The following is a 23,898-nucleotide window of genomic DNA, read 5'->3' as shown; positions in this document are numbered from 1 at the left end:
GTGTCCCGGCGGTCCCGGTCAGACCGAGGGCACCCCGGTCTTGCGGGCCTCGACCCGGAGCCGGTCCCTGCCCTCCTCCACGTCCACCACCACGGTGTCGCCCTCGGCGAGCTGGCCCGACAGCAGTTCGCGCGCCAGCGGGTCGCCGATCGCCGACTGCACCAGGCGGCGCAGCGGCCGGGCGCCGTAGTTGGGGTCGTAGCCCGTCAGCGCCAGCCACTCGCGGGCGCCCGGGGTCACGTCCAGCTCCAGCCGCCGGTCCGCCAGCCTCCGGGCCAGCCTGTCGACCTGCAGGTCCACGATCCGGGTGAGGTCCTCGGTGGACAGCGCGTCGAACATGATCACGTCGTCCAGGCGGTTGAGGAACTCCGGCTTGAACGTCGCGCGCACCACGTCCATCACGCGGTCGCGGCGCACCGATTCCTCCAGCGTCGGGTCCACCAGGAAGGTCGATCCCAGGTTGGAGGTGAGGATGAGGATGGTGTTACGGAAGTCCACCTGGCGGCCCTGGCCGTCGGTCAGCCGACCGTCGTCCAGCACCTGGAGCAGGGTGTCGAACACCTCCAGGTGCGCCTTCTCCACCTCGTCCAGCAGCACCACCGTGTACGGGCGGCGGCGCACCGCCTCGGTCAGCTGGCCGCCCTCCTCGTAGCCCACGTACCCGGGGGGCGCGCCCACCAGCCGCGACACCGAGTGCTTCTCGGAGTACTCGCTCATGTCGATGCGCACGATCGCGCGCTCGTCGTCGAACAGGAACTCCGCCAGCGCCTTGGCCAGCTCGGTCTTGCCCACGCCCGTGGGGCCCAGGAACAGGAACGAGCCCGCGGGCCGGTCCGGGTCGGAGATGCCCGCCCGGGCCCGGCGCACCGCGTCCGAGACCGCCGCCACGGCGTCCTTCTGCCCGATGAGCCGCCTGCCCAGCTCCTCCTCCATACGCAGCAGCTTGGAGGTCTCGCCCTCCATCAGCCGCCCCACCGGGATACCGGTCCACGAGGAGACCACGTCGGCGATCTCGTCGGCGCCCACCTCGTCCTTGACCATGGTGTCGGCGCCCCCGCTGGCGGCGCTCTCCTCGGCCTTGGACGCCTCCTCGATCTGCTTCTCCAGCTGCGGGATGTCCCCGTACATCAGCCGGGAGGCCTCGGCGAAGTCGCCCTCGCGCTGGGCCAGCTCCGCCCGCGTGCGCAGGTCGTCCAACTGCCCCTTGAGCTCACCCACCCGGTTGAGCCCGGCCTTCTCCTGCTCCCACCGGGCCACGAGCGCGTTGAGCTGCTCCTGGCGGTCGGCCAGGTCGGCGCGCAGGCGCTCCAGCCGCTGGACGCTGGCCGGGTCCGACTCCTGGGCCAGCGCCATCTCCTCCATCTTCAGGCGGTCGACGGTGCGCTGGAGCTCGTCGATCTCCACCGGGCTGGAGTCGATCTCCATGCGCAGCCGCGAGGCCGCCTCGTCGATGAGGTCGATCGCCTTGTCCGGCAGGAAGCGCGCGGTGATGTAGCGGTCGGACAGGGTCGCCGCGGCCACCAGCGCCGAGTCGGCGATCTGCACCTTGTGGTGCGCCTCGTAGCGGCCCTTGAGCCCGCGCAGGATCGCGATCGTGTCCGCGGCCGAGGGCTCGCCCACCATCACCTGCTGGAAGCGACGCTCCAGGGCGGCGTCCTTCTCGATCCGCTCGCGGTACTCGTCCAGCGTGGTCGCGCCCACCATGCGCAGCTCACCGCGGGCCAGCATGGGCTTGAGCATGTTGCCCGCGTCCATCGCGCCCTCGGCCGCACCGGCGCCCACCATGGTGTGCAGCTCGTCGATGAACGTGATGACCTGGCCCTCGGACTCCTTGATCTCCTGCAGGACCGCCTTGAGCCGCTCCTCGAACTCGCCCCGGTACTTGGCGCCCGCCACCATCGCGGACAGGTCCAGGCTCACCAGGCGCTTGCCCAGCAGCGACTGCGGCACGTCCCCCGCCACGATCCGCTGGGCCAGGCCCTCCACGACCGCGGTCTTGCCCACGCCCGGCTCGCCGATGAGCACCGGGTTGTTCTTGGTGCGGCGGCTGAGCACCTGGATGACCCGCCGGATCTCGCTGTCGCGGCCGATCACGGGGTCCACCTTGCCCTCGCGGGCCCGCTCGGTGAGGTCGACGCCGAACTTCTCCAGCGCGCGGTAGGTGTCCTCGGGGTTCTCGGAGGTGACCCGCCCCGAACCGCGCACCCGCTCGAACGCCTCCAGGAGCGCGTCCGGGGTCGCCCCGGCCTCGGTGAGCAGCCGGGCCGCCTCACCGCCGTCCGCTGCCAGGCCCACCAGCAGGTGCTCGGTGGAGACGTACTCGTCCTCCATCTGCTGGGCGCGCTGCGCCGCGGTGTTGATCGAGACGATCAGCTGGCGCGAGGAGCTCGGCGAGCTGACCGTGGACCCGGCCGCCTTGGGCAGCGCGCCGACGGCCGCCTCGACCTTGTCCTTGAGCGTGTCGGGGTTGGCCCCGACCTCCTTGAGCAGCGGCCGGGTGACGCCCTCGGCCTGGTCCAGCAGCGCCGCGAGCAGGTGCACGGGCTCCGTCTGCGGGCTCCCGTCCGTGGTGGCCCGGCGGATGGCCACCGACAGGGCCTCCTGGCTCTTCTGGGTGAGCTTGTAGTTCATGCGCGGTGACTCCTTTCACATGTCGTGTCACGGGGGGTGATGTACGACGGTCGACCGCGCCCCGTCTCACTGTGGCGGAGCCCGTCGGCCCATCCGTACCGGGCCGGGCCGGTCAGCCCTGTCCGTCCCCGGTACGGCCGGAGCCGCCCTTCCCGGGGCCCCCGTCCCGGGAATCGTCGTCGTTCCTCTGCTCAGCGGTGTTGAAGATCGTCACGCGGGTGCGGCGCACCAGCTCGCCGCGCGCCTGCGCACCGCCGTCCGGGGGCGCGGGCCGACCCCGCCTGGACACGGCCCGCCGCGCCGCCTCCAACTCGTTGGCCAGGTGGAACACCTGCTCGCGCAGCTGCTCCACCTCGTGCTCCAGCTCCAGGATCCGCTTGATCCCGGCCAGGTTGATGCCCTCCTCCTGCGACAACCGCTGTACCTCGCGCAGCGTCTGCACGTCGCGCATGGAGTAGCGGCGCCCCCGCCCGGACGCGCGCCCGGGCGAGACGATGCCCAACCGGTCGTACTGCCGCAGGGTCTGGGGGTGCATCCCCGCCAGCTCCGCGGCCACCGAGATCACGTAGACCGGAGCGTCAGCGCCGAAGGAGTCGTTCACGTCGTTCACACACCCTTCGCCCGCGCCTCGAGTCCCTCACGCGGGTCGTAGTCGGAGGTCGCGGCGCGGAACTTCTCCAGGGCCTCCCGTGCCTCCCCGCTGAGCGTCTTCGGCACCGCCACCTCGATCGTGACGAGCATGTCCCCCTTGGTACCGTCCCTGCGGGTCGCCCCCTTGCCGCGCACCCGGAGCTTGTGGCCGTTCTGCGTACCCGGCGGGACCTTCACGGTCACCGGGAAGCCGTTGAGGGTCGGGATGCGCACCTCGGCGCCCAGCGCGGCCTCGGGGAAGGTCACCGGGACGGTGATCGTCACGTTGTCTCCGCTCCTGCCGAACACCGGGTGCTCCTTCACGCGGACGACCACGTAGAGGTCGCCCGCCGGGCCGCCGTTCTCCCCGGGCGCGCCCTTGCCCTTGATCCGGATCCGCTGCCCGTCGGACACGCCGCCCGGGATGCGGGTCTGGACGGTGCGGGCGCTCTTGCCGCGCCCGCTGCCGTTGCAGGTGGGGCAGGGGTCGTCCACGACCAGGCCGCGGCCCTTGCACTCGCTGCACGGCTCGGACAGCGAGAAGCCGCCCAGGTTGGTGTTCTCGTGCCCGGTGCCGGAGCACTTCGGGCACATCCGCGGGGCGGTCCCCGTTCTGGCGCCGGTGCCCCTACAGGTGGGGCAGGCCGCCTCGGTCGCCAGCTGGAAGGAGCGGGTGACCCCCTCGGCCGCCTCGCGGAAGGTCAGTGTCGTCTCGGTCTCCACGTCGGCGCCGCGCCTGCTGCGGGTGCCCCCGCCGCCGCGTCCGCGCCCGCCGAACAGCCCCCCGAACAGATCGCTCAGCCGCTCGCCGCCGGGCGCGCCGGCGCCCTGGCCGAACAGGTCGCCCATGTCGAAGCCGCCGGGGCCGGCACCGCCGCCGGGCCGGTAGGCACCGCCGAAGAGCGACCGGGCCTCGTCGTACTCCTTGCGGCGCTTGTCGTCCGACAGGACGTTGTACGCCTCGGAGATCTCCTTGAACCGCTCCGCCGCGCCCGGGTCACTCGTGTTCGCGTCGGGGTGGTTCTCCCGGGCCAGCTTGCGGTAGGACTGCTTGATCTCGTCCTTCGAGGCGGTCTTTGAGACTCCGAGGACCTTGTAGTAGTCCTTCTCCAGGTAGTCCTTGGTGCTCATCGACTGGTGCCTTCTCCCGCTGGTGCCGGTTGCGTCCGATGCTTCCACGTGACCCCGGGCCGCGCCGGCCCGGGGTCCGTCTCCGGCCGCGCCCCCGCGTGGTGCGGGGCCGCGGCCGGAGGATCACGGGCGGACCCGTTACTTGTCGTTCTCCCCGCCGTTGGCGTCGGCGCCACCGGTCGGCTCGGAGGACCCCTCGCCGCCGGTGTCCGCCCCGCCCCCGTCGGCGGCGGTTCCGGAGTCGGGCTCCTCGCCGCCCTCGACGGGTTCCCCGACGACCACGCGGGCCGGCCGCAGGATGCGCTCACCCATGCGGTAGCCGGGCTGGAACACCTCGATCACGGTCTGGGCGGAGATGCCCGGAACCGGGACCAGGGTGAGCGCCTCGTGGAGGGTGGGGTCGAACTCCTCGCCCTTCTCCGCGTAGCGCTCCAGGCCCAGCTTGGCGACCAGGGCCTCCAGGGCCTCGCCCACCGCCTTGAACCCGCCGGTGAGCTCGTCGTGCTCCCGGGCGCGTCCGACGTCGTCCAGGATCGGCAGCAGTTCGCTGACGACCTGGGCGGTGGCCATCTCGCGGACGGCCACGCGGTCGCGGTCGACACGCTTGCGGTAGTTGGCGTACTCCGCCTGCACCCGCTTGATGTCGTTGGTGAGCTCGACGACCCGCTCGTCGGCGTTGATCGCCTCCGTCACCACCGACTCCGGCGTGTCCGGGACCTCGGGGACCTCGTCCTCCAGGTCCGTCTCGACGACGTCCTCCTCGGCGACCTCGGGGATCTCCTCGGTGGCGTCGCCCTCGGACTCGGGGTCCCTGACCTGGCCCGTCTCCGGGTCGATCCGACGGTTGTCGCGGATCACCGGTCCCCGGCGCTCCTCACCGTCGCCGCTGCTGCTGCTGTTCTCCGACGGCGCCATATGCGACGCACCCCCTCCTTCCTCGGCTCGACCTCGGGTCAGGACTGGTTGCCCTTGCCGTTGTCCTCGTCGACGATCTCGGCGTCCACGACGTCGGCGTCGTCGGCAGAGGCGCTCTGGCCCGCGTCGCCCTCGGCGCCGCCCTGCTGGCCCTGGCTGTAGATCGCCGAACCGATCTTCTGGCTGGCGAGCGCGACCTTCTCGCTGGCGGAGCGGATGGCCTCCACGTCGGAGCCCTCCAGCGCCGTCTTGAGCTCGGCCACGGCCGACTCGGTCTCGGAGCGCACGTCCGCCGGGATCTTGTCCTCGTTGTCCTTGATGACCTTCTCGGTCTGGTAGACGAGGGACTCGGCGTTGTTGCGGACCTCGGCCTCCTCGCGGCGCTTGCGGTCCTCCTCCGCGTACTGCTCGGCCTCGCGGACCATCTTGTCGATGTCCTCCTTGGACATCGCCGAGCCGCCGGAGATGGTGACGGACTGCTCCTTGCCGGTGCCCAGGTCCTTCGCGGTGACGCTGACGATGCCGTTGGCGTCGATGTCGAAGGTGACCTCGATCTGCGGGACGCCGCGCGGGGCCGGGGGCAGACCGGTCAGGTCGAAGACGCCCAGCTTCTTGTTGTACTGGGCGATGTCGCGCTCACCCTGGTACACCTGGATCTGCACGGACGGCTGGTTGTCGTCGGCCGTCGTGAAGATCTCCGAGCGCTTGGTCGGGATGGTCGTGTTGCGCTCGATGAGCTTGGTGAACACGCCGCCCTTGGTCTCGATGCCCAGCGACAGCGGGGTGACGTCCAGCAGCAGGACGTCCTTGACCTCGCCCTTGAGCACACCGGCCTGGAGCGAGGCGCCGATGGCCACGACCTCGTCCGGGTTGACGCCCTTGTTGGGCTCCTTGCCGCCGGTCATCTCCTTGACCAGCTCCACGATGGCGGGCATACGGGTGGAGCCGCCCACCAGGACCACGTGGTCGATGTCGCTGAGCTGGATACCCGCGTCCTTGATGACCTGCTGGAACGGGGTCTTGGTCCGCTCGACCAGGTCGGCGGTCAGGCGCTGGAACTCGGCGCGGGTGAGCTTCTCGTCCATGTGCAGCGGGCCCTCGGCCGAGGCCGTGATGTAGGGCAGGTTGATCGCCGACTCGCTGGAGCTGGACAGCTCGATCTTGGTCTTCTCCGCGGCCTCGCGCAGGCGCTGGAGGGCCATCTTGTCCTTGGACAGGTCCACGCCGTTGGAGTTCTTGAAGCGCTCGACCAGCCAGTCGACGATGGCCTGGTCCCAGTCGTCGCCGCCCAGGTGGTTGTCGCCGTTGGTCGCCTTGACCTCCACGACGCCGTCGCCGACCTCCAGGAGGGAGACGTCGAAGGTACCGCCACCGAGGTCGTAGACGAGGATGGTGGCCTCGTCCTCCTTCTCCAGGTGGTAGGCGAGCGCGGCCGAGGTCGGCTCGTTGATGATGCGCAGGACGTTCAGGCCCGCGATCGTCCCGGCCTCCTTGGTGGCCTGGCGCTGCGAGTCGCTGAAGTACGCCGGAACGGTGATGACCGCGTCGGTGACGTCCTCGCCCAGGTAGGCCTCGGCGTCGCGCTTGAGCTTCTGGAGCACGAAGGCGCTGATCTGCTGGGGGTTGAAGGTCTTGTCGTCGATCTTCACCGTCCAGTCGGTGCCGATGTGGCGCTTGACCGAGCGGATGGTGCGGTCGACGTTGGTGACGGCCTGCCGCTTGGCCACCTCGCCGACCAGCACCTCGCCGTTCTTGGCGAAGGCGACGACGGACGGGGTGGTGCGGGAGCCCTCGGCGTTGGCGATGACCGTGGGCTCGCCGCCCTCCAGGACCGCGACACACGAGTTCGTCGTACCGAGGTCGATTCCGACCGCACGTGCCATGGTTGCTTCCTCCGTCAGGGTTGAGTCTTTCGGACGTAAGTTTGCTTCGCCCGATCGCTGCTGTCAAATCAGTTGAGCGGACTAGACTCAAGTTAGTTCCTACGCCCTGACAACGGTCGGTCGGGCCGGGATGTTCCCGACCAGGCCAGCTTTCAGCGGGCCTATGGCGGAACCCGGGGACAAGTCAGGGGGATCCTTGACCCGAAGATCAGGGGGCCTCAGGGGTCCTCGGGGTAACCGGGAAGGCGGCCCACACGCCCAGGCCCAGTCCCGGCCAGGGGCCGAGGGGGTAGTGGCCCCATGCCCGGGCCAGGGCGTCGATGAGCATCAGCCCCCGCTGGCCTTCAGCCGTCGCCCACTCCTCGTCCGACCGCTGTGCCGGGATACGCGGAAGACTGGTGCCGCCGCCCTCGTCGGCGATGGCGAGCCACAGGGTGTGGGGGTCGACCAGGGCCAGGGCGCGTAGGAACTCTTTCCCGCCGGGGGCGTACTTGACGGCGTTGGCGGCCAGTTCGGCCGCGCAGAGCAGGACGGTGTCGACCAGGTCGGGGTCGAATCCGGCCAGGTCACAGCGCAGGTCGGCGCGGACCTGCCCGATCTGGGACAGGTGGGAGGGGTAGGTGCGGTGTTCCCACCAGGTGGCCGCGCGTCGGGGCGGGGAAAGAGTGGTGTTCGTGGTCATCGCGCTCACCCGACCCGGTGCAGGTAGACGCGGATGACGGCGGCCAGGTCGCCGAGGTCGTCGGCCGCTGCCGGAGCGGTCGGTGCCAGTAGGTCTCCCTCAGGAATTCGGGGGCTGGGAACCATCGGGACGGCGGGGCGTCGCGGCGTGGTGGTCATGTAGGGGCGCACCAGTGCGCCCGCGATCTGGTCGGGATCGCCCAGGTCCTCCCACTGGGCCGCCGGGTGGCGCTGTACGGGAACGGGCGGGAGTTCGGGGCGGCGGGGTGAGTGCGGCTCGTTCCCGGGGCGGGGTCGGGGGGACGAAGACGTAGGCCAGTGCTGCGGCGAGCAGGGTGGCGGTCAGGGCCCACAGGCGCCCGGTCAGGCTCTGGTGGGGCTTGCGGTGTCGGCCGTTAGGGTGGTGTTCCACGGTCTCCTCCTGGTTGGTTCAGGTGGTGATCGAGCCCCGTTCCGGTGGTCCTACGCACCGGCGCGGGGCGCTGTTGTTTTCGGTGTTGCTGCTTGGGCGGGTGTCATTGGCCCGGGTGGGGCCGCGCTTCCCGCCTTCGGTGGTCGGAGTCGAGTTCGCGTTCGGTGGCACCGATCAGGTCATGCAGGAGCTGCGGGGTGGTGGCTCTGAGCGGTGTGACGTGGTGCGGGCCGAGGTAGAAGGCGAAGAAGCGCCGGGAGCCGGGGCCCCAGAGCACCCACCAGAGGGTGTGGAAGTCATCGAGCAGGCGGGCGGCCTCGTACTGCGCGGCGTCGTGGCTACGTTTCCACCCCACCCCGGATCCCTTTCCTTCAGACCTGGACGTGGGCGGGTTCGGGGACGGGGGCGTAGGGGTCGATGTGCGCCCACACGGTGAGCGGCCTGCCGGGTTCGCCCTCCCATCCCCAGTTGGTGGAGAGCAGTTCCACCAAGCGCAGGCCGCGCCCGCACGCGGCCAACACGTCGCCCTCCGAGCGCAGCTCGGGGAAATGGATGGGTTGGCCGGGTCGGGGACCGTCGTCGGTGACCGCGATACGGACGAGCCGGGTGGTCAACTGCTCCATCTCCACGCGGATGTGTCCGCCCGCCAGCCCGGACGCCGAGTGGGTCAGGGCGTTGGTGGTCAGCTCGCTGACCACGACCACCAGCGCGAAGGCGCGGTTCGCGGGCACCCGGGCTCCGCGCTGGCACCAACTGCGGATCTGCGCCACCTGGGCGGGTTCGGAGCCGAAGTAGGCCCTGCGCACCCCGGTCCCGGGACTGGGCCTGCCCCGGCGCGGCAACCCACTCCCGTTCGTCTCCCGCCTCGGTCGCGGTACGCCAAAGCCGTCCATCGTGATTCCTCCGCGTGTCAGAAGTACATGGGATGAGCGAAGAGAGGCGCTGATGAGAGGGCGCAGCAAGTTCCGCAGGGGAACACCCCTACGTTGCCCTACCAGCGATGTGTAGGCTCAACGCAACTCAAGCTAAATGAGGCCGCCTCAGTTAGCAAGAGCGTCGTCTAGTATCTGCATCAAAGTCGCAATAGTTCGTTTCAGACCTGGGAGACTGTCAGCCAGGTGGCAGCAGTCACAGCAGAGGAGAAGTCCGTGGCAACTGGAATGCCTGTTCGGCGGCGCTATCTGGCCATTCAGCTCAGGCGCCTGCGCAGCGCCGCGAAGTTGACGCAGGACGAGGTCTGGAAAGACCTGGGATGGAGCCGTGCCAAGATCCAACGGCTTGAGGCTGGCAGCTTCCAGCGTCTGAAGGCGGGAGACATCATGGCGCTGTGCCAGCTCTACAGCGCGCCCAGCGATGTCGCGCAGGAGCTCATCCAGATCGCCCGAGACTCACGCACCCACAAGCCGTGGTGGCTCCAGTACGAGGACGTTCTCCCTGGAGCCTTCGTCGGCTTGGAAGCAGAAGCCACGATGATCCAGGAGTTCAACGTGGGCCTTGTCCCTGGTTTGCTTCAAACGGAGCGATACATTTCCGCTCTGCTTGACGCCGCAGTGGGCAGCACGCGCGAGCAAGCAGCACAGCGGCTTGAGGGAAGGCTGAAACGGCAGCGGAACGTGCTGGAGCGGGAAGAACCTGCGCTCATCTTCGCTGTAATCGACGAGGCTGCCGTGAGACGCGAGGTCGGAGGCCCGCAGGTGATGCGTGAACAGGTGCTTCACTTGCTGGAGGTTGGCCAGCGTCCCAACGTTGAGATCCAGATTCTGCCCTTCAAGTCAGGTGCTCACGCTGCTATCGGGCTTCCGTTCACCATCCTTGGCTTCGGTGACGGTCACAGCTCCGACAGTGTTGTGTTCCTGGAGTCACGGGGTGAGGGCTTCTACCTGGAGGCTGAACACGAGATCAACCGCCATAGGCTGGTTTTCAGCCGAACCCAAGGGAGCGCGCTGTCCGTGCAGGACTCGGCTGCTTTCCTGGAAGGCCTGATCTCATAAAGTGCAGAGTGGAAACGAGGCCCTCCCGTGGACGTGAACGTCGCTCGATGGCGCAAGTCCAGCTACAGCAGCCCTGACGGTCCCCAGTGTGTCGAGGTCGCAGACCTGCTTGATGGAGCGGCTGTGCGTGACACCCAAAACCGTGAACTCGGCTATCTCTCCTTCACCAGAGACGAGTGGGCTGGTCTGCTGAACACCCTCAAGGCGCGTCAGCCGTAGCTGCACTGGGTACCTCGGAGTTGCCGGGGTACCCAGATCGCCTGAGGGAGCAGCACATGAGGTGGCGTAAATCCAGTTACTCCGGTGGTAGCGGGGGCAACTGCGTCGAGGTTTCCGACTGGCACAAGAGCAGCTACAGCACCAACGGTGGTGAGTGTGTGGAGGTGGCGAAAGGCCGGAACGTCCTGGTGCGCGACACCCAGCACCGCCACCTCGGCCATCTCGCCTTCACCTCTCCCGAGTGGCTTGCCTTCCGCGCGGGCATCCGGGCCGGTTAACCACGCGTGGAGAGGCAGCTTTAGCCGCCTTCCATCACCGGGTGGCCACGCCGATCAGTGTTCCCACGTGGTCGGCCTCCGGGGCTGGTTCCTCCCACACCCGAACGTTGCGGAATCCGTGGCCGGTCAGGATCTCCCCCCACGTTCGTGGTTCGTAGGCCCACCGGTACACCCACACCCGGCGTCCGGTGAACCCGCCTCCGTACACGCCCTGCACCCCGTATGTCCCGGGGACGGCGGGGGCGTGGGAGAACGCCAGCCTGCCGCCGGGTTCCAGCCGTTCGCGGACCAGGGGCAGCAGTATCTCCGGGTCGGTGAACCACAGCGCGCCCCACACCGAGTAGACCGCGTCCCACTTCCGGTCCGTGCCGGTCAGGAACTCCGTCACGCCCGCTTGGTGGAACTCAGCCCCCAGGTGCCCCCAGCGCTGGCGGGCCTGGTCGATCTGCACCGGGGAGAGGTCCACCCCGACCGCTTTCACACCTTGGAAGGCCAGCGCCGCGACGGCGTCACCCCGTCCGGAGCCCAGTTCCAGCGTGGATGCGGGCTCTCCCAGGAGTTCGAACCCCGGCCCGTGGCCCGGGTACTGGGTCCACTCCAGCGCGGTGGCCAACGCCTGTTCCGCTTCCTGCGGGGCGACGCCCCGCGCGTAGTGGTCCCAGTAGCTCGGGACGTCCGTGGTGGGGTTGGCCATGACGTGGTCCTTGTGACGTGAGGGACAGGACCCGTCCCACGCTAACCTCGGATCCCCGGAAGCCACAGGCAAACCACGGAAAAGGGCCGACAGCCCGTAGGCGCCGACCCTCCCTGCCACTGGTCAGTGACAGTTGCTTCCGGGGTGGCAGGGGCTGCACCGCATCGCGTCACGGTCCCACAGCGGCCAGTCCACCGCGAAGCCGTTGGCCTCGATGATCCGGGCGGTGCGCTCTACCGTGCCGTCGTACTTGAACGTGACCTCGGGGACGTGCTCCAGGAACTTCCCGTCGAACCACTTGGCGCAGAAGGCGCGGTAGTTCACCGTGTCCAGGATGAACCCGTGCACGGCGATGTCCACCAGCGGTCCGCACCCCATCTCCAGACCCTGCTCCCACTTCTCCATCGCGGTGATCAGGTAGGCGATCGCCTGACCGAAGCACCGGTTCGCCATCACCATGTCCCACGGGTGGTCGCGAGTGAGCAGGGTGATCTGCCGGTCCCACACCTGCGGCTCCACGAACCCGCGCGGGTTCCGGTTCGCGGTGGGGGCAGCCGGGGTGTCGAGGACTCTCGTCATGGTCTGCTCTCCTCTCTCTCCCCTGTGGATCCGCCCACGGGGGTGTAACTCCAGGAGACGTCCCAGCAGGTGGGCGCATCAATGCCAGCGTGGTGAGCACTTATTGACCCCATCAGGCAATGTTGCGCGCCCTCGCGGCCGGGTACGTTCTCCTGTCCCAACCCCCTCTGGGAGATGGACGTGAAGGTCAGCCGAGCCACACGCGCCCAACTCGCCCGTGAAGCCGCACGTATCCGCGCCGACCGGCAACGCCACGGCGCACCCGTTCCCGCGATCGTCGCTGAGATCACGCGTGCCTTGCCGGTTACCTCTCTGGAGGCATGGCGACTCGCCTACGGGTGGTCCCGTCCCCACGTCGTGGACGCGGTCCGGGAGGTGTACCAGGCTGACGGACTCGCGCCCCCGGGATTGACCACGGCGATGCTGTGCCGCTGGGAGCACGGCCACACCCGGCCCGGACTGGACTACGTTCACGCCTTGGCCCGGGTGTACGGCGCGTCTCCGGAGCGCCTGGGTGTTCCTCTCCCCGCCTGTGCACCTGCTTGGTACGGTCACCCCATACCACAGCCGCGACAGGAGCATCACATGCCCGCCGAGCACCCCGAACTCTCCGCCGTCGCCGACAGCATCGCCCTGAACGGCCCCGGCGCGGGAGTCAGGGACCTGGCGGAACATGCCCTGGAGTTCTACAACCTGCGGTACAGCGACTACCCACCCAAGGTGCTCGCTTCGGAGGTGGCCCGATGCCGGTCTCTGCTGATGGCTCATGACAGCAGGGACATCCGCCGAGTGCTCGGGTGGTTGTCCGCTCTGCTCGGCAACCTCGCCCACCACACAGGCGACACGGCTGGGGCTCTTATCCACCTCGGTACCGCCGCCCGGCTCGGTGAGCAGGCGGGCGACATCCACCTCTCCGGGTGGGCGCTGGGAGCACAGTCCATGGTCACCATGGGACAGGACCGGGCGATCGAGGCACTCGAACTCGCTGACCAAGCCGCGGCCTACGCTGACACACCGCTACGCCGAGCCCAGATCACCGCGTGGTGCCGCCTGCGTCCGTTTGCGGCACTCGGGGACAGGGACAGGCTCGCCCAGGCTGTCACTTCCGCACGGCGGCACATGGACACCGCGATCGAGGAGTCCGGGCGGTTCGGGTTCGATCGCGCCGAATTCGAGCTGCATCTGGCCGAAGCGGTGTTGGGAAGCGACCCTGCGGGAGCTGCCCGCCATGCGGAAAACTCGGCGGCGTTGAAGCGGGTGGGGTCTCCAGGGTGGGCAGCGGCCACAGCGGTGCTGGCGCGCTCCCATGCGGCGTCTCGGGACGGTGAGAGTGCGACTGGATTGGGCTGGCACCTGTTGGAGGCGGTACCGACCGAAAGGATTCGGGAGACCACACGGATCCGCTTGCGCTTCCTGGTTTCGGATCTGGAGGGATATCCGGAAGCCGCAGCGTTGCGTGAGGCGGTTGAGGCCAGGGGCTAAGGCAGGGGGAAGCCGCGCCCTGCGGCAGTTGCGCCAGAGCATGGATCTCACCGAGCTTCACCTCACCGGCGGCGAACCCACACTCCACCTCCGCTTCCTCTCCCACAACGGCACGCAGCGCGGAAGGAAACCCCACGCCATGAGCGCGATCGAATACGAGGCCAAGGTCCTGGACATCGACGTCGACCAGGTGGCCCGGCGCATTCTCGACAAGGGCGGCACGGAGCTGGGCGAGGTGCTCCAGCGCCGCTACGTCTACGACATCGCACCCGGTGACGCCTCCCGGTGGGTGCGCCTGCGCGACACCGGCAACCAGGTGACCCTCACGGTCAAGGAGATCGACTCCGACGCCATCGGCGGCACCCGCGAGACCGAGACCACCGTGGGTGACTTCGCCACCGCCAACGCCCTGTTGGGCAAGCTCGGCTATACGCCCAAGGCCTACCAGGAGAACCGCCGCCGCAGTTTCACCCTGGACGGCGCCCAAGTGGAGATCGACACCTGGCCGCGCATCCCCGCCTACCTGGAGATCGAGGCCGACAGCCACGCCGAGGTGGTGCGCGTGGCGGCCCTGCTGGGCTACACCGAGGTGGACCTGACCGGGGAGAACACCACCAAGGTCTACGCCCGCTACGGCATCGACCTGACCACCATTCCTGATCTGCGCTTCGACACGGAGTGAACCCGCGGCTGTGGTGTGTCCGCCGATTCCCGCCATCATCGGCTGCGACCAGCGGACCCGCAGCAATGGAATCGTGGCGGGTGCTTTGACAACCGTTCCACCTGGGACAACTGGAGCAAGTAGAACGGGGAGGGTTCCGTGCAGACAGCCCGGATCCGGGGCGCTAAGGTGCTCCTGCCCAGCGACGACGAGGCCCCGGTGGCCTCGTGGCCGCACCCGAACCCGTTGGAGGAGGAAAGGGTCGCCAACACCGATTTCCGGTCGGTGGACCTGTCCTCGCACCGCCTGGTGGACGTCACCGTCGACCGGTGCCGGTTCCGCGCGTCGAGGCTGATGGGTGTGTCGCTGGTGCGGGTGTCCCTCCGGGACGTGGTCTTCGAGGGCTGCCAGTTCGACTACGCCACCTGGGTCCAGGTCCGGGCCGTGAGTGACGTGGCGTTCGTGGGCTGCTCGTTCAGGGAGGCCGTGTTCGAGGGGTGCGACCTGCGGGAGGCCGTCTTCGACGACTGCGCCTTCGGCGTTGATCTCCAGGGCTCCTCCCTGGTCGGTGCCGACCTGCGGGAGAGCGACCTGTCCGGACTGTCAGGGCTTGCCTCGTTGCGCGGGGCCAAGGTGACCGCGATGCAGTTGCGTCAGCTCAGTGAGGTCATGGTCCGCGACCTGGACCTGACCGTGGCCGAGGTGCCGCTGTAGGAGCCCAAAGGCGCGGTTGTCAGCTCTCAACGAGTAGCCACGCCGATCAGTGTTCCCACGTGGTCGGCCTCCGGGGCTGGTTCCTCCCACACCCGAACGTTGCGGAATCCGTGGCCGGTCAGGATCTCCCCCCACGTTCGTGGTTCGTAGGCCCACCGGTACACCCACACCCGGCGTCCGGTGAACCCGCCTCCGTACACGCCCTGCACCCCGTATGTCCCGGGGACGGCGGGGGCGTGGGAGAACGCCAGCCTGCCGCCGGGTTCCAGCCGTTCGCGGACCAGGGGCAGCAGTATCTCCGGGTCGGTGAACCACAGCGCGCCCCACACCGAGTAGACCGCGTCCCACTTCCGGTCCGTGCCGGTCAGGAACTCCGTCACGCCGTACGCGACGCCCGGCACCGCGACCTCGGCCATCCCGCCTTCTCCTCTACCGGGTGGCTCACCTTCCGCGTGAGCACCAAGGCGCTGAAGCTGAAGGAGGGTACGGGCGCGCAGGGCGCTCCGACTTCGCTTGGGGGCTGACCGCGAGGGCCTGGTACGGCCGGTCTCATGCGAAGTGATCTTGTACTTGTAGCGAGGCTGGGGCACCCAACCTCGGTACAAGTACAAGATCAACGTGGTGGGGCCTCTTCCTTGGCCGCGGGGAAACGGCTTCTTTCCTCGCTCGTCCACAGGTTCGGTGCTGTGGTTGTTCCACCCCCGCGCATACCGCACCCTGGTATGGAGGGGAAAACGGTGAAGTCACCGATACCCCCGTCGCGTCGTGCCGTGACCGCCGTCCGCTACATATAGGACGTGGAGTGTGGCCGAACCTCGTTCGGGCGCATCCGTGCGGTTCCGCCGCACCAGCCCCGGCCGGTGCCGGGGGCGCGCAGACCGGGTTCCGCGGCCCGGGGGCGCGCGGCGGCGGAGGCGAGGGTGTTTCGGGCAGGGCCCCATGGCCGGGCCTCCGGGGCGGCCGCGCTATTACCCGCAAGTAACATAGACTTGGACCGCCGGTGTGTGGCGCACCGGTCGACGAAGCAGGATGGGAGGCCACGGACGATGCTGTACCTGACTCTGGGCATCATCACCTCGGTCTTCGCCGTGGTCGCGTTCACCATGTTCGGGCTGGCGATCCGCCAGATCGTGCGAACCGTGGGTGTGGGCCGTGCGGTGGAGCCGGAGCGCAAGGGGCCGTTCGGACAGCGGCTGACCATGACGCTCATCGAGATCATCGGGCACGGGCGGATGCTCAAGCGGCCCTGGATCGGTGTGGCCCACTGGTTCGTGATGGTCTCGTTCCCGCTGCTGGTCTTCACGGTCATCGAGGCCCAGGGCGAGGTCTTCGACCCGCACTTCAAGCTGCCGCTGATCTACGACTGGACCCTCTACGGCCTGGCCATCGAGTTCATCGCCGCGGCCAGCCTCGCCGGCATCGTCGGCCTGACCGTCTACCGGCTGCTCAACGGCCCCAGGCGCAAGGGCCGCCAGTCCCGGTTCACCAACTCCCGGCACTGGACCGCCTACTACGTCGAGGCCTACCTGTGGGGCCTGCTGATCTCGATCTTCGTGATCCGCGGCTTCAAGTCCGCGATGGGCGACTTCCCGTTCCCCGCGTGGGCCACCCCGATCTCCAGCGGCCTCGGCGCGATCCTGCCCGGCGACCCCGCGATCGCCGAGCCCGCGATCGCCCTGGTGGCCGCGTTCAAGCTGATCATCAGCTACCTGTTCTTCGTCGTCATCGCCCGCGTGCTCACCATGGGCATCGGCTGGCACCGCTTCCTGGCCCCGGTCAACATCTACTTCAAGCGCAACGCCGACGGCTCCCCGACGCTGGGCGCCGCCAAGCAGATGATGGACAAGTCCGGCACCAAGCCCCTCGACTTCGAGGAGGCCGACCCCGACGAGGACCCCTTCGGCGCGGGCAAGCTGGAGGACTTCACCTGGAAGGGCCTGCTGGACTTCACCACCTGCACCGAGTGCGGTCGCTGCCAGTCCCAGTGCCCGGCCTGGAACACCGGCAAGCCGCTCTCGCCCAAGAAGGTCATCCTCGACCTCCAGGCGCACGCCTACGAGAAGGCCCCCTACCTGCTCCAGGGGATCACCGAGGAGACCCTCGCCGAGAAGCCCGACGACAGCCACGCGGGCGTGGACGTCCTGGCCCTCCTCAACCGGCCGCTGGTCGGCACCGAGGAGGAGAACGGCGTCATCCACCCCGACGAGCTGTGGGCCTGCACCAACTGCGGCGCCTGCGTCGAGCAGTGCCCGGTGGACATCGAGCACATCGACCACATCCTCGACATGCGCCGCTACCAGGTGATGGTCGAGTCCAACTTCCCGTCCGAGGCCAACACGCTCCTGAAGAACCTGGAGAACAAGGCCAACCCGTGGGGCATGGCCGAGGACCGGCGCATGGACTGGATCGAGGAGCTGGCCTCCCAGGAGAACCCGGTCGAGGTGCAGGTCGTCGACGACAAGCTGCCCGAGGACACCGAGTACCTGTTCTGGGTCGGCTGCGCCGGCGCCCTGGAGGACCGCGCCAAGAAGACCACCAAGGCCATCGCCGAGCTGCTGGACATCGCGGGCGTCAAGTTCGCGGTTCTGGGCGGCATGGAGGCCTGCACCGGTGACCCGGCCCGCCGCCTGGGCATGGAGTACGTCTTCCAGATGCTCGCGCAGCAGAACGTGGAGACGCTCAACGAGGCCGGGGTCACCAAGATCGTGGCCAGCTGCCCGCACTGCTTCAACACCCTGGCCAACGAGTACCCGCAGCTCGGCGGCACCTACGAGGTGGTCCACCACAGCCAGCTGCTGGCCAAGCTCGTGGACGAGGGCAGGCTCACGCCGGTCAGCTCCGTGGACGAGAACATCACCTACCACGACCCCTGCTTCCTGGGCCGCCACAACAAGGTGTACACGCCGCCGCGCGACATCATGGCGCAGGTGCCCGGGGTCAAGACCCAGGAGATGCACCGCCACAAGGAGCGGGGCTTCTGCTGCGGCGCCGGCGGTGCCCGCATGTGGATGGAGGAGCGGATCGGCAAGCGCATCAACACCGAGCGGGTGGACGAGGCGCTGACCACCAACCCCGACACCGTCTCCACCGCGTGCCCGTTCTGCCAGGTCATGCTCGGCGACGCGATCAACGAGAAGAAGTCGCAGGGCGAGGCCAAGGAGTCGCTGGAGGTCGTGGACGTCTCCCAGCTGCTGCTGCGCTCGGTCCGCGGTGAGACTCCCAAGGAGACCGCCGAGACCGCCGACGCACAGGGTTAGCGGAGGACACGGGGGTAGCGGACGCGCTTCCGGGGCCGGGCACCGACCGAGGGGTCGGGGCCCGGCCCCCTTCACGTCGCTGGGGGGTTCCGGAGAAGAGGGGTTTAGGTTAGGCTTGCCTAAACGAAAGTGATCTGAGGTGGTTCCCGTGAACGTGCCCTGTGCCGCCGACCGCGCCCGCTCCACGCTGGCCCGGGGAGGTCCCGTGACGGTGGCGGCTCCGTCCGGCGGAGCGGGGACCGCGCACCTGGAGGACTCCCCGCGCCACGTGCACGCCGACGGGTCCGTGAGCCTGCTGCTGCCCGACGGCCACGCCCTGACCGCCTCCCGGGACGAGCACCCCGTGGTGATGGCGGAGTTCGCCGACCTGTCGCCGGTGCGCCTGCGCGACCGCGCCCGGGCGGTGCTGTGGGTGAGCGGCACCCTGGAGGTCCTGGAACACGCCGACGCGCGCGCCCGCGCGGCCCGGCTGGTGGACACCGACCCCGACGACCGGCTGCTGCGGATCGGCCACGGCATGACCATGGTGGTTCTGCGCACGGCCCTGGCCGTGCACTCCGACCCCGACGGAGCCCGGGTGCTCGGCCCGGCCGAACTCGCCGCCGCCCGCCCCGACCCCTTCTGCCGCTGGGAGGGCCCCTGGCTGCGCCACCTCGACGAGGACCACCCGGACCTGTTGGAGGACCTCCTGGCCGCCGTCCCGGAGGCCCCGGAGGGACGCCCCCGTCCGCTGGGCGTGGACCGCCTCGGCCTGCGGCTGCGGGTCGAGACCGAGCGGGGCCACCACGACGTGCGGCTTCCCTTCGCCCGTCCGGCGCGCACCCCCTACGAGGTCGCCCTCCAGGTGCACTGGCTGGCGGGCCACCCCGTCCCGCAGGGCCACCACCCGGGATGACATTTGTCAGTGCGCCCGCCGGGAGGTTTCCCAGCACCGGTCGGTGACAACGCCCTCTGCCGGCGGGCGCCCCCGCACGGGAGCCTGGGGGCATGACGACGACAGCCAGCACCCCGGCCCCCACCGGACGCCGCGACACCGCCGAACCGGCGGTGGTGGTCCGCGACCTGCGCCAGCACTACGGCGACTTCGAGGCGGTCAGGGGGGTCTCCTTCGACATCCGCCCCGGCGAGCTCTTCGCCCTCCTGGGCACCAACGGTGCGGGCAAGACCACCACCATCGAGACCCTGGAGGGCTTCCGCCGCCCCAGCTCGGGCACCGTCCGGGTCTTCGGCCTGGACCCCTACGGCCAGCCCGCCGGGGTCCGCGAGCGCACCAACGCCGTCCTTCAGGGCAGCGGCCTGCTGGACGACCTCACCGTCGACGAGACCGTGGACCTCGCCCACGGCCTGGCCACCGACCCCCGCGACACGGCCGAGGTCCTGGACCTGGTCGGCCTGTCCGACAAGGGGCCGGTCGCGGTCCGCCAGCTCTCCGGCGGGCAGAAGCGCCGCCTGGACCTGGCCCTGGCCCTGCTGACCCGGCCCGAGGTGCTGTACCTGGACGAGCCCACCACCGGCATGGACCCCGAGGCGCGGCACGAGACCTGGCGGATCATCACCGAGCTCAAGGAGCAGGGCGTGGCGATCCTGCTCACCACGCACTACCTGGAGGAGGCCGAGCGGCTCGCCGACCGGCTGGCGATCATGCACCGCGGCGAGGTGCGGGTCGAGGGCACCCTGACCGGTGTCCTGGCGGGCTGGGGCGACCGGATCGGCTTTCAGCTCCCCGAGGACGTGCCCACCGGCGACCTGCCCGACCTGCCCGGCGCCGAACTGAGCGTCCAGACGCGCGACCACGCCCTGTGGGCCACCTACACGGCCACGGGCGAGGACGTGGCCGAGCGGGCCCACCACGCGGTCGCCGCCCTGATCGCCTGGGCCGCCGAGCACGGGACCACCCTCCGGCACCTCCAGGTGCGCGGCGCCTCCCTGGAGGACGTCTTCCTCCGGGTCGCGGACGGCGCCTCGGACCTCCTCTCGGACTGACCTCCCCCACACCTCCTCAGGAGCCCTCATGAGCACGACCACCACCGCGCCCGCGGGCACCAGGCCCGCGATCAGCCCCCTGAAGCAGCTCCTGCGGCTGACCCGGACGGAGTTCACCCTCTTCGTCCGGTACAAGACCGCCTGGATGTTCCTCGGACTGCCGGTCTTCCTGGCCGTCGTGACCCTCCAGATGCCCAACGACGAGGTCCTGCCCGGCTTCGGCATGGCCGACATGACCATGGTCGCCTCCATCGGCACCATCACCCTCATCCTGGGCATGGGCCACCCCTCCAACGTCTTCACGGCCCGGCGCGAGTCCCTGGTCCTCAAGCGCCTCCGGGTCAGCGGCGTCCCCCAGGCGGTGATCTTCGGCGCGGTCACCGCGATCGTGATCCTGTTCTCCCTGGCCCTCGCGGCCCTGGTCGCCGCCCTGGTCTTCGCCGCCTCCGGCGCCCTGCCGCGGGACCCCCTCATGCTGCTCGTGGCCGTACTCCTGAGCGGCGTCATGTACTCCCTGATGGGCCTGCTCGTCACGCCCCTGGTTCGCAACGCGGAGGCCGCGCAGATGGCGGTGATGGTGCCGATGATGATCCTGCTGTTCGCCGGGGGCGGTGTGATCCCCCTGGAGTTCCTCCCCGAGGCCGCCCGCCAGGCCATGACCCTGGTCCCGTCGACGTCCGTCAGCACGCTGGTGCAGGCCGCCTACACCGGCCACGACGTCTTCACCGGTTTCGCGGGGGCCGAGGAGAGGAGCTACCCGGGCCTGTGGGCCGCCGCGCTGCCCTCGCTCGGGGCGGTGCTCGCCTGGACCGCCGTCATGGGGCTGCTGGTCCGCCGGTACTTCCGGTGGGACCCCCGCCAGCCCTGAGGCGGCTACCGGGGAGGCCGGAGGACGGACGGCCTCCCCGGAACGGCACACTGGGTCCGCCCCGACACCGGCCGCACCCCCACGAGGAGACCCCCTTGGCGCAGAACGGGACCCCGCCCCCGGAGGAGGCCAGGAACGACCGCAAGCTGCGGATCGCCCGGCTCGTCATCCTCGGATCGATGTCGGTGGTCCTCCTCATGGTCCTCGGCCTGCCCGTGTTCGACGCGGTGGCCGTGGCAACCGACACCGCCCCGTGGCGCTTCGTCGCGGCCCAGGCCGCCGCGATCCCTCTCGCCGTGCTGCTCGTCCTCCTGATCCAGGGCAGGCTGGACGGGCGGCGCGATCCGGACCCGCGGGTCTACTGGGCCTCGCTCGCCCTCACGGTCGCCGGCGCCGCCGCCCTCCACACGCCCCTGTACAGCATGTTCCTCATCGCCCTGTGGTGGGCGGTCGGCGTCTTCACGGCGAAGCGGCGGCTCGGGATCCCGGTCTCGCTGGGACTGGCGGTCCTGCCCTGGCTGCTCCTCCCGCTCGACCCCACCGACGCCCCCGTGGCCGTCCACCTCGTGATGTGGGTCCTCTCGGTCGCCTGGGCTCTGCTCATGGCCTCCGGAACCATGGCCTCCCTGTGGCTGTGGGACATCACCAACGACGCGGTGCGCGGCCAGGCGGCGCGCGCCCAGCTGGCGGTCACCGAGGAGCGCCTGCGCTTCGCCCGGGACATGCACGACCTGCTCGGCCACAGCCTGTCCGCCCTGGCGGTCAAGGCCGAACTGGCGAGCAGGCTGGCCGAGCGCGCGCCCGAGCGCGCCGCCGCGGAGATGACCGAGGTGCACGAACTCGCCCGCAAGGCGCTCCAGCAGGTGCGGTCGGCGGTGAGCGGCTACCGTGAGATCGACCTCGCAGGGGAGGTCGACGCGGTCCGGGCGGTCCTGGCCGCCAACGGCACCAGGGTGTCCGTCAGCGGCCTCGACGGCCTGGCCCCGGCCCCCGCACCGGCGGCCCTGGCCGCGTGGGTGGTGCGCGAGGGCGGCACCAACGTGCTGCGGCACAGCGAGGCCGGCGAGTGCCGGATCGCCTTCACCCCGACCCTGGACGCCTCCGGGCAGCGGACCCTGGTGGTGGAGGTGTCCAACGACGGGGTGCGCGGGAACGGCGCCGGAAAGGAGTCCTCCGGCAACGGGCTGGCGGGGCTGTCCGAACGCGTCTCCATGGGTGGGGGGAACCTGTCGGCGACCCGCACCCGGGACGGCGGCTTCCTGCTCCGGGCCGTCATCCCCCTGTGAAACCGCTCAGAGCAGCCCCACGGTGTCGAAGGCCCCGTCGATGGCGGTCGAGACCTCCTCGCCGCCGCCCGTGTTGAGCCCCACGACGAAACCGCCCCTGCGGTCGCCCGTCTCCACCAGCAGGAACCGCCCGTAGGAACCCCCGCCCTCCAGGGCCGCGCCGAAGGCGGACGCCCCATCCACCTCGGTGGCGCCGGAGGGCCCCACCCGCAGCGAACCGGGGTCGGACAGCAGGCCGCCCAGCGAGTCCAGGGCCAGGCGCGCCCCGGCCACGGGCAGCGGCTCCACCGGCCCCAGGTCAGTGCTGCCGGTCACGAGGAAGGCCTCGGGGTCGTCCGGGGACCCGTACACGGCGTAGGAGGAGTACTCGGCGGGAACCTCGTCGTCACCGAGCCGACGCCAGCCCTCTCCGGGCAGCTGGTAGGACAGCCCCGCCGCCGGGTCCTCGACGGTGCCCTCCGAGGCGGGGGAGTCCCCGCCCGGGGTCTCGGGGGCGGCGGAGTTCCCGCCCTCCCCGCTCGCCTCCTCCGACGCGCCGGAGCCCGGGCCGTCGGCGGACAGGAGCCAGCCCAGACCGGCCGCGGTGACCAACAGGAACACGAAGGTCACCGTGAGCGCGACGGCCAGGGTCACCCTGGGGGCGGAGTCGAGCTCCTGCGGGCGTCGCGGGTGTGCACCCCGGGGCTTCGGGCGGTCCGGAACCTGTGACTGCATGTGCCTCTCCTGGACGGCGGTGCGCACGGGGGCGCGGAAGGCGCCCCTTTGGGGCGATACCCCGTCAGAGGGCGCGCGGATCAGGAGAGGGTGGCCGAATCAGGACGGCCAGCCGGTGAGCGGCGGAACGCACTGGTGCCACGCCGCGAAGGGACCGCTGAGCGGGACCGGGAGCACGTCGCCCAACGGCGGCGCCTCCGGCAGGATGCGCGCCTGGGGGGACAGCGGGCCGGTGTCGGGCAGCGTCCGGGTCCCGGGCTCCTCCTCGCGCGGCTCCGGCGGACGCGGGTCGGGGCCGCGCTCCGGGGTGCGCGGGGGAGGCCCGGTCGGCCCCGGCGGACCGGGCGGCCGCTCGGGACCCGGGGGGCGGCCGGTCTCGGGGCCGCGGGCGCCCTGCCGGGCCGGTCGGGGCGAGACGCCCAGCACCCGGTCGATCTCGGCGGGGCTGAGCGGCCGGTCGGCGTCGGCCACGGCGATGAGCACCTCGGCGTAGAGTTCGATCTCGTCCAGTGCGACGTGGTCGTGGAGGAGGGGATGGTCGAGCTGGTGCGGGTCCGCGTCGCGGTCCACGTGCGCTCACCTCCCGGAGACAACGGTGTCGCGGAAGGGCGTGCCGCTCCTGCCGGGCAGGACTGCTGCGGGGTCCGGGCGCGACGAGACCGGCCCCACGCGGCATGGGGACTCCAGGTTACGCCGACGCCTCCGGCGCGCACATGGCCCGTGCGGACCAGTGGAGGGGTCACCCGGGTTAGCCACGGCGGGAGCGCCCCCGATCCCGTGCGGTGCTTTCGGGTCACCGCCGCGGACCCCGCCCACCGGACCGGCTCCGGCTGGTGCGTCGTCGTCCGGCCGTCCCGGGGTGGCCGCGCCCCGGGGGGGGGGCCCCCCG

The 23,898-nt window shown here is 70.3% G+C and carries 25 protein-coding genes; 11 read left to right on the top strand and 14 right to left on the bottom strand.

Annotation, left to right across the window (positions count from 1 at the left end; all coding sequences use genetic code 11):
* Positions 1 to 18: 18 nt before the first annotated feature.
* The 9 genes from clpB to FYW95_RS11520 form a co-directional block, all read right to left on the bottom strand.
* Positions 19 to 2,631, bottom strand: a complete 2,613-nt coding sequence (gene clpB / locus FYW95_RS11560) for an ATP-dependent chaperone ClpB (RefSeq protein ID WP_160050335.1) — start codon at positions 2,629 to 2,631, stop codon at positions 19 to 21.
* Between the two features lie 112 nt (positions 2,632 to 2,743).
* Positions 2,744 to 3,241 carry a heat shock protein transcriptional repressor HspR gene (locus FYW95_RS11555; RefSeq protein ID WP_160050334.1) on the bottom strand — a complete coding sequence of 166 codons (498 nt, stop codon included), beginning with the start codon at positions 3,239 to 3,241 and terminating at the stop codon, positions 2,744 to 2,746.
* Complete coding sequence (gene dnaJ / locus FYW95_RS11550; RefSeq protein WP_160050333.1) at positions 3,238 to 4,392, bottom strand: molecular chaperone DnaJ; 1,155 nt, start codon at positions 4,390 to 4,392, stop codon at positions 3,238 to 3,240. The genes FYW95_RS11555 and dnaJ overlap by 4 nt, the downstream gene beginning before the upstream one ends.
* A gap of 138 nt (positions 4,393 to 4,530) precedes the next feature.
* The gene (grpE, locus tag FYW95_RS11545; protein WP_159945536.1) at positions 4,531 to 5,307 is read right to left on the bottom strand and encodes a nucleotide exchange factor GrpE; all 777 of its coding nucleotides are present in this window, start codon (positions 5,305 to 5,307) and stop codon (positions 4,531 to 4,533) included.
* Between the two features lie 38 nt (positions 5,308 to 5,345).
* A complete protein-coding gene (dnaK, locus tag FYW95_RS11540; RefSeq protein ID WP_159945537.1) occupies positions 5,346 to 7,190 on the bottom strand; it encodes a molecular chaperone DnaK in 1,845 nt (614 codons plus the stop codon).
* A 208-nt stretch (positions 7,191 to 7,398) separates the two neighbouring features.
* A complete protein-coding gene (locus FYW95_RS11535; protein WP_159945538.1) occupies positions 7,399 to 7,872 on the bottom strand; it encodes an ATP-binding protein in 474 nt (157 codons plus the stop codon).
* A 5-nt stretch (positions 7,873 to 7,877) separates the two neighbouring features.
* A complete protein-coding gene (locus FYW95_RS28150; protein WP_159945539.1) occupies positions 7,878 to 8,030 on the bottom strand; it encodes a hypothetical protein in 153 nt (50 codons plus the stop codon).
* Positions 8,031 to 8,386: 356 nt separating this feature from the next.
* Positions 8,387 to 8,638 (bottom strand): hypothetical protein, encoded by a 252-nt coding sequence (locus tag FYW95_RS11525; RefSeq protein WP_159945540.1) that lies wholly within the window; start codon positions 8,636 to 8,638, stop codon positions 8,387 to 8,389.
* Between the two features lie 16 nt (positions 8,639 to 8,654).
* Entirely contained in the window at positions 8,655 to 9,089 is a 435-nt protein-coding gene (locus FYW95_RS11520) for an ATP-binding protein (RefSeq protein WP_159945541.1), read from the bottom strand.
* Between the two features lie 342 nt (positions 9,090 to 9,431).
* Between FYW95_RS11520 and FYW95_RS11515 the strand changes: the two genes are divergently transcribed.
* The 3 genes from FYW95_RS11515 to FYW95_RS11505 are packed head-to-tail and all read left to right on the top strand — an operon-like array spanning position 9,432 to position 10,771.
* Positions 9,432 to 10,274, top strand: a complete 843-nt coding sequence (locus FYW95_RS11515; protein WP_159945542.1) for a helix-turn-helix domain-containing protein — start codon at positions 9,432 to 9,434, stop codon at positions 10,272 to 10,274.
* 27 nt (positions 10,275 to 10,301) lie between these two features.
* The gene (locus FYW95_RS11510) at positions 10,302 to 10,493 is read left to right on the top strand and encodes a DUF397 domain-containing protein (RefSeq protein WP_159945543.1); all 192 of its coding nucleotides are present in this window, start codon (positions 10,302 to 10,304) and stop codon (positions 10,491 to 10,493) included.
* Between the two features lie 56 nt (positions 10,494 to 10,549).
* Positions 10,550 to 10,771, top strand: a complete 222-nt coding sequence (locus FYW95_RS11505) for a DUF397 domain-containing protein (protein ID WP_159945544.1) — start codon at positions 10,550 to 10,552, stop codon at positions 10,769 to 10,771.
* Between the two features lie 34 nt (positions 10,772 to 10,805).
* On the opposite strand, the gene FYW95_RS11500 is transcribed toward FYW95_RS11505, so the two are convergent.
* The gene (locus FYW95_RS11500) at positions 10,806 to 11,465 is read right to left on the bottom strand and encodes a class I SAM-dependent methyltransferase (RefSeq protein WP_159945545.1); all 660 of its coding nucleotides are present in this window, start codon (positions 11,463 to 11,465) and stop codon (positions 10,806 to 10,808) included.
* 123 nt (positions 11,466 to 11,588) lie between these two features.
* Positions 11,589 to 12,044 carry a glycine-rich domain-containing protein gene (locus tag FYW95_RS11495; protein ID WP_159945546.1) on the bottom strand — a complete coding sequence of 152 codons (456 nt, stop codon included), beginning with the start codon at positions 12,042 to 12,044 and terminating at the stop codon, positions 11,589 to 11,591.
* Between the two features lie 585 nt (positions 12,045 to 12,629).
* On the opposite strand from FYW95_RS11495, the gene FYW95_RS11490 reads away from it, so the two are divergent.
* The 3 genes from FYW95_RS11490 to FYW95_RS11480 all read left to right on the top strand — a co-directional run bounded on the left by FYW95_RS11490 (position 12,630) and on the right by FYW95_RS11480 (position 14,901).
* On the top strand, positions 12,630 to 13,526 hold the full coding sequence (locus FYW95_RS11490) for a hypothetical protein (protein WP_159945547.1): 897 nt from the start codon (positions 12,630 to 12,632) through the stop codon (positions 13,524 to 13,526).
* 139 nt (positions 13,527 to 13,665) lie between these two features.
* Positions 13,666 to 14,208: a class IV adenylate cyclase gene (locus tag FYW95_RS11485; protein WP_159945548.1), complete on the top strand. Its 543-nt coding sequence runs from the start codon at positions 13,666 to 13,668 to the stop codon at positions 14,206 to 14,208.
* Positions 14,209 to 14,346: 138 nt separating this feature from the next.
* Positions 14,347 to 14,901: a pentapeptide repeat-containing protein gene (locus tag FYW95_RS11480; protein WP_159945549.1), complete on the top strand. Its 555-nt coding sequence runs from the start codon at positions 14,347 to 14,349 to the stop codon at positions 14,899 to 14,901.
* A gap of 26 nt (positions 14,902 to 14,927) precedes the next feature.
* Here FYW95_RS11480 and FYW95_RS11475 read toward each other — a convergent pair whose 3' ends face one another.
* Positions 14,928 to 15,317: a class I SAM-dependent methyltransferase gene (locus FYW95_RS11475; protein ID WP_370462982.1), complete on the bottom strand. Its 390-nt coding sequence runs from the start codon at positions 15,315 to 15,317 to the stop codon at positions 14,928 to 14,930.
* A gap of 630 nt (positions 15,318 to 15,947) precedes the next feature.
* On the opposite strand from FYW95_RS11475, the gene FYW95_RS11470 reads away from it, so the two are divergent.
* The 5 genes from FYW95_RS11470 (at position 15,948) to FYW95_RS11450 (ending at position 22,295) form a co-directional block, all read left to right on the top strand.
* Complete coding sequence (locus FYW95_RS11470) at positions 15,948 to 18,158, top strand: (Fe-S)-binding protein (RefSeq protein ID WP_160050332.1); 2,211 nt, start codon at positions 15,948 to 15,950, stop codon at positions 18,156 to 18,158.
* A 148-nt stretch (positions 18,159 to 18,306) separates the two neighbouring features.
* Positions 18,307 to 19,053: a DUF2470 domain-containing protein gene (locus FYW95_RS11465; RefSeq protein ID WP_236567941.1), complete on the top strand. Its 747-nt coding sequence runs from the start codon at positions 18,307 to 18,309 to the stop codon at positions 19,051 to 19,053.
* A 92-nt stretch (positions 19,054 to 19,145) separates the two neighbouring features.
* Positions 19,146 to 20,141, top strand: a complete 996-nt coding sequence (locus FYW95_RS11460) for an ABC transporter ATP-binding protein (protein ID WP_160050331.1) — start codon at positions 19,146 to 19,148, stop codon at positions 20,139 to 20,141.
* Between the two features lie 28 nt (positions 20,142 to 20,169).
* Complete coding sequence (locus FYW95_RS11455; RefSeq protein WP_159944158.1) at positions 20,170 to 21,009, top strand: ABC transporter permease; 840 nt, start codon at positions 20,170 to 20,172, stop codon at positions 21,007 to 21,009.
* 95 nt (positions 21,010 to 21,104) lie between these two features.
* Positions 21,105 to 22,295 (top strand): sensor histidine kinase, encoded by a 1,191-nt coding sequence (locus tag FYW95_RS11450; protein WP_236567942.1) that lies wholly within the window; start codon positions 21,105 to 21,107, stop codon positions 22,293 to 22,295.
* A gap of 6 nt (positions 22,296 to 22,301) precedes the next feature.
* Here FYW95_RS11450 and FYW95_RS11445 read toward each other — a convergent pair whose 3' ends face one another.
* Both FYW95_RS11445 and FYW95_RS11440 read right to left on the bottom strand, forming a co-directional pair.
* On the bottom strand, positions 22,302 to 23,009 hold the full coding sequence (locus tag FYW95_RS11445) for a hypothetical protein (protein ID WP_159944159.1): 708 nt from the start codon (positions 23,007 to 23,009) through the stop codon (positions 22,302 to 22,304).
* 99 nt (positions 23,010 to 23,108) lie between these two features.
* Complete coding sequence (locus FYW95_RS11440) at positions 23,109 to 23,579, bottom strand: hypothetical protein (RefSeq protein WP_160050330.1); 471 nt, start codon at positions 23,577 to 23,579, stop codon at positions 23,109 to 23,111.
* Between the last annotated feature and the right edge of the window lie 319 nt (positions 23,580 to 23,898).

The sequence above is a fragment of the Nocardiopsis sp. FR4 genome (assembly GCF_009830945.1).
GTDB lineage: Bacteria > Actinomycetota > Actinomycetes > Streptosporangiales > Streptosporangiaceae > Nocardiopsis.
The sequence above is the reverse complement of the archived record's forward strand: the minus strand, read 5'-3'. Positions and strand labels throughout refer to the sequence as shown.

What these genes read in the sequence shown, in the direction of transcription:
- clpB (WP_160050335.1), bottom strand. Translation starts at nt 2,631, where the DNA reads ATGAACTACAAGCTCACCCAGAAGAGCCAGGAGGCCCTGTCGGTGGCC.
- dnaJ (WP_160050333.1), bottom strand. Translation starts at nt 4,392, where the DNA reads ATGAGCACCAAGGACTACCTGGAGAAGGACTACTACAAGGTCCTCGGA.
- grpE (WP_159945536.1), bottom strand. Translation starts at nt 5,307, where the DNA reads ATGGCGCCGTCGGAGAACAGCAGCAGCAGCGGCGACGGTGAGGAGCGC.
- dnaK (WP_159945537.1), bottom strand. Translation starts at nt 7,190, where the DNA reads ATGGCACGTGCGGTCGGAATCGACCTCGGTACGACGAACTCGTGTGTC.
- FYW95_RS11535 (WP_159945538.1), bottom strand. Translation starts at nt 7,872, where the DNA reads ATGACCACGAACACCACTCTTTCCCCGCCCCGACGCGCGGCCACCTGG.
- FYW95_RS28150 (WP_159945539.1), bottom strand. Translation starts at nt 8,030, where the DNA reads ATGACCACCACGCCGCGACGCCCCGCCGTCCCGATGGTTCCCAGCCCC.
- FYW95_RS11505 (WP_159945544.1), top strand. Translation starts at nt 10,550, where the DNA reads ATGAGGTGGCGTAAATCCAGTTACTCCGGTGGTAGCGGGGGCAACTGC.
- FYW95_RS11500 (WP_159945545.1), bottom strand. Translation starts at nt 11,465, where the DNA reads ATGGCCAACCCCACCACGGACGTCCCGAGCTACTGGGACCACTACGCG.
- FYW95_RS11495 (WP_159945546.1), bottom strand. Translation starts at nt 12,044, where the DNA reads ATGACGAGAGTCCTCGACACCCCGGCTGCCCCCACCGCGAACCGGAAC.
- FYW95_RS11490 (WP_159945547.1), top strand. Translation starts at nt 12,630, where the DNA reads ATGCCCGCCGAGCACCCCGAACTCTCCGCCGTCGCCGACAGCATCGCC.
- FYW95_RS11485 (WP_159945548.1), top strand. Translation starts at nt 13,666, where the DNA reads ATGAGCGCGATCGAATACGAGGCCAAGGTCCTGGACATCGACGTCGAC.
- FYW95_RS11475 (WP_370462982.1), bottom strand. Translation starts at nt 15,317, where the DNA reads ATGGCCGAGGTCGCGGTGCCGGGCGTCGCGTACGGCGTGACGGAGTTC.
- FYW95_RS11470 (WP_160050332.1), top strand. Translation starts at nt 15,948, where the DNA reads ATGCTGTACCTGACTCTGGGCATCATCACCTCGGTCTTCGCCGTGGTC.
- FYW95_RS11460 (WP_160050331.1), top strand. Translation starts at nt 19,146, where the DNA reads ATGACGACGACAGCCAGCACCCCGGCCCCCACCGGACGCCGCGACACC.
- FYW95_RS11455 (WP_159944158.1), top strand. Translation starts at nt 20,170, where the DNA reads ATGAGCACGACCACCACCGCGCCCGCGGGCACCAGGCCCGCGATCAGC.
- FYW95_RS11445 (WP_159944159.1), bottom strand. Translation starts at nt 23,009, where the DNA reads ATGCAGTCACAGGTTCCGGACCGCCCGAAGCCCCGGGGTGCACACCCG.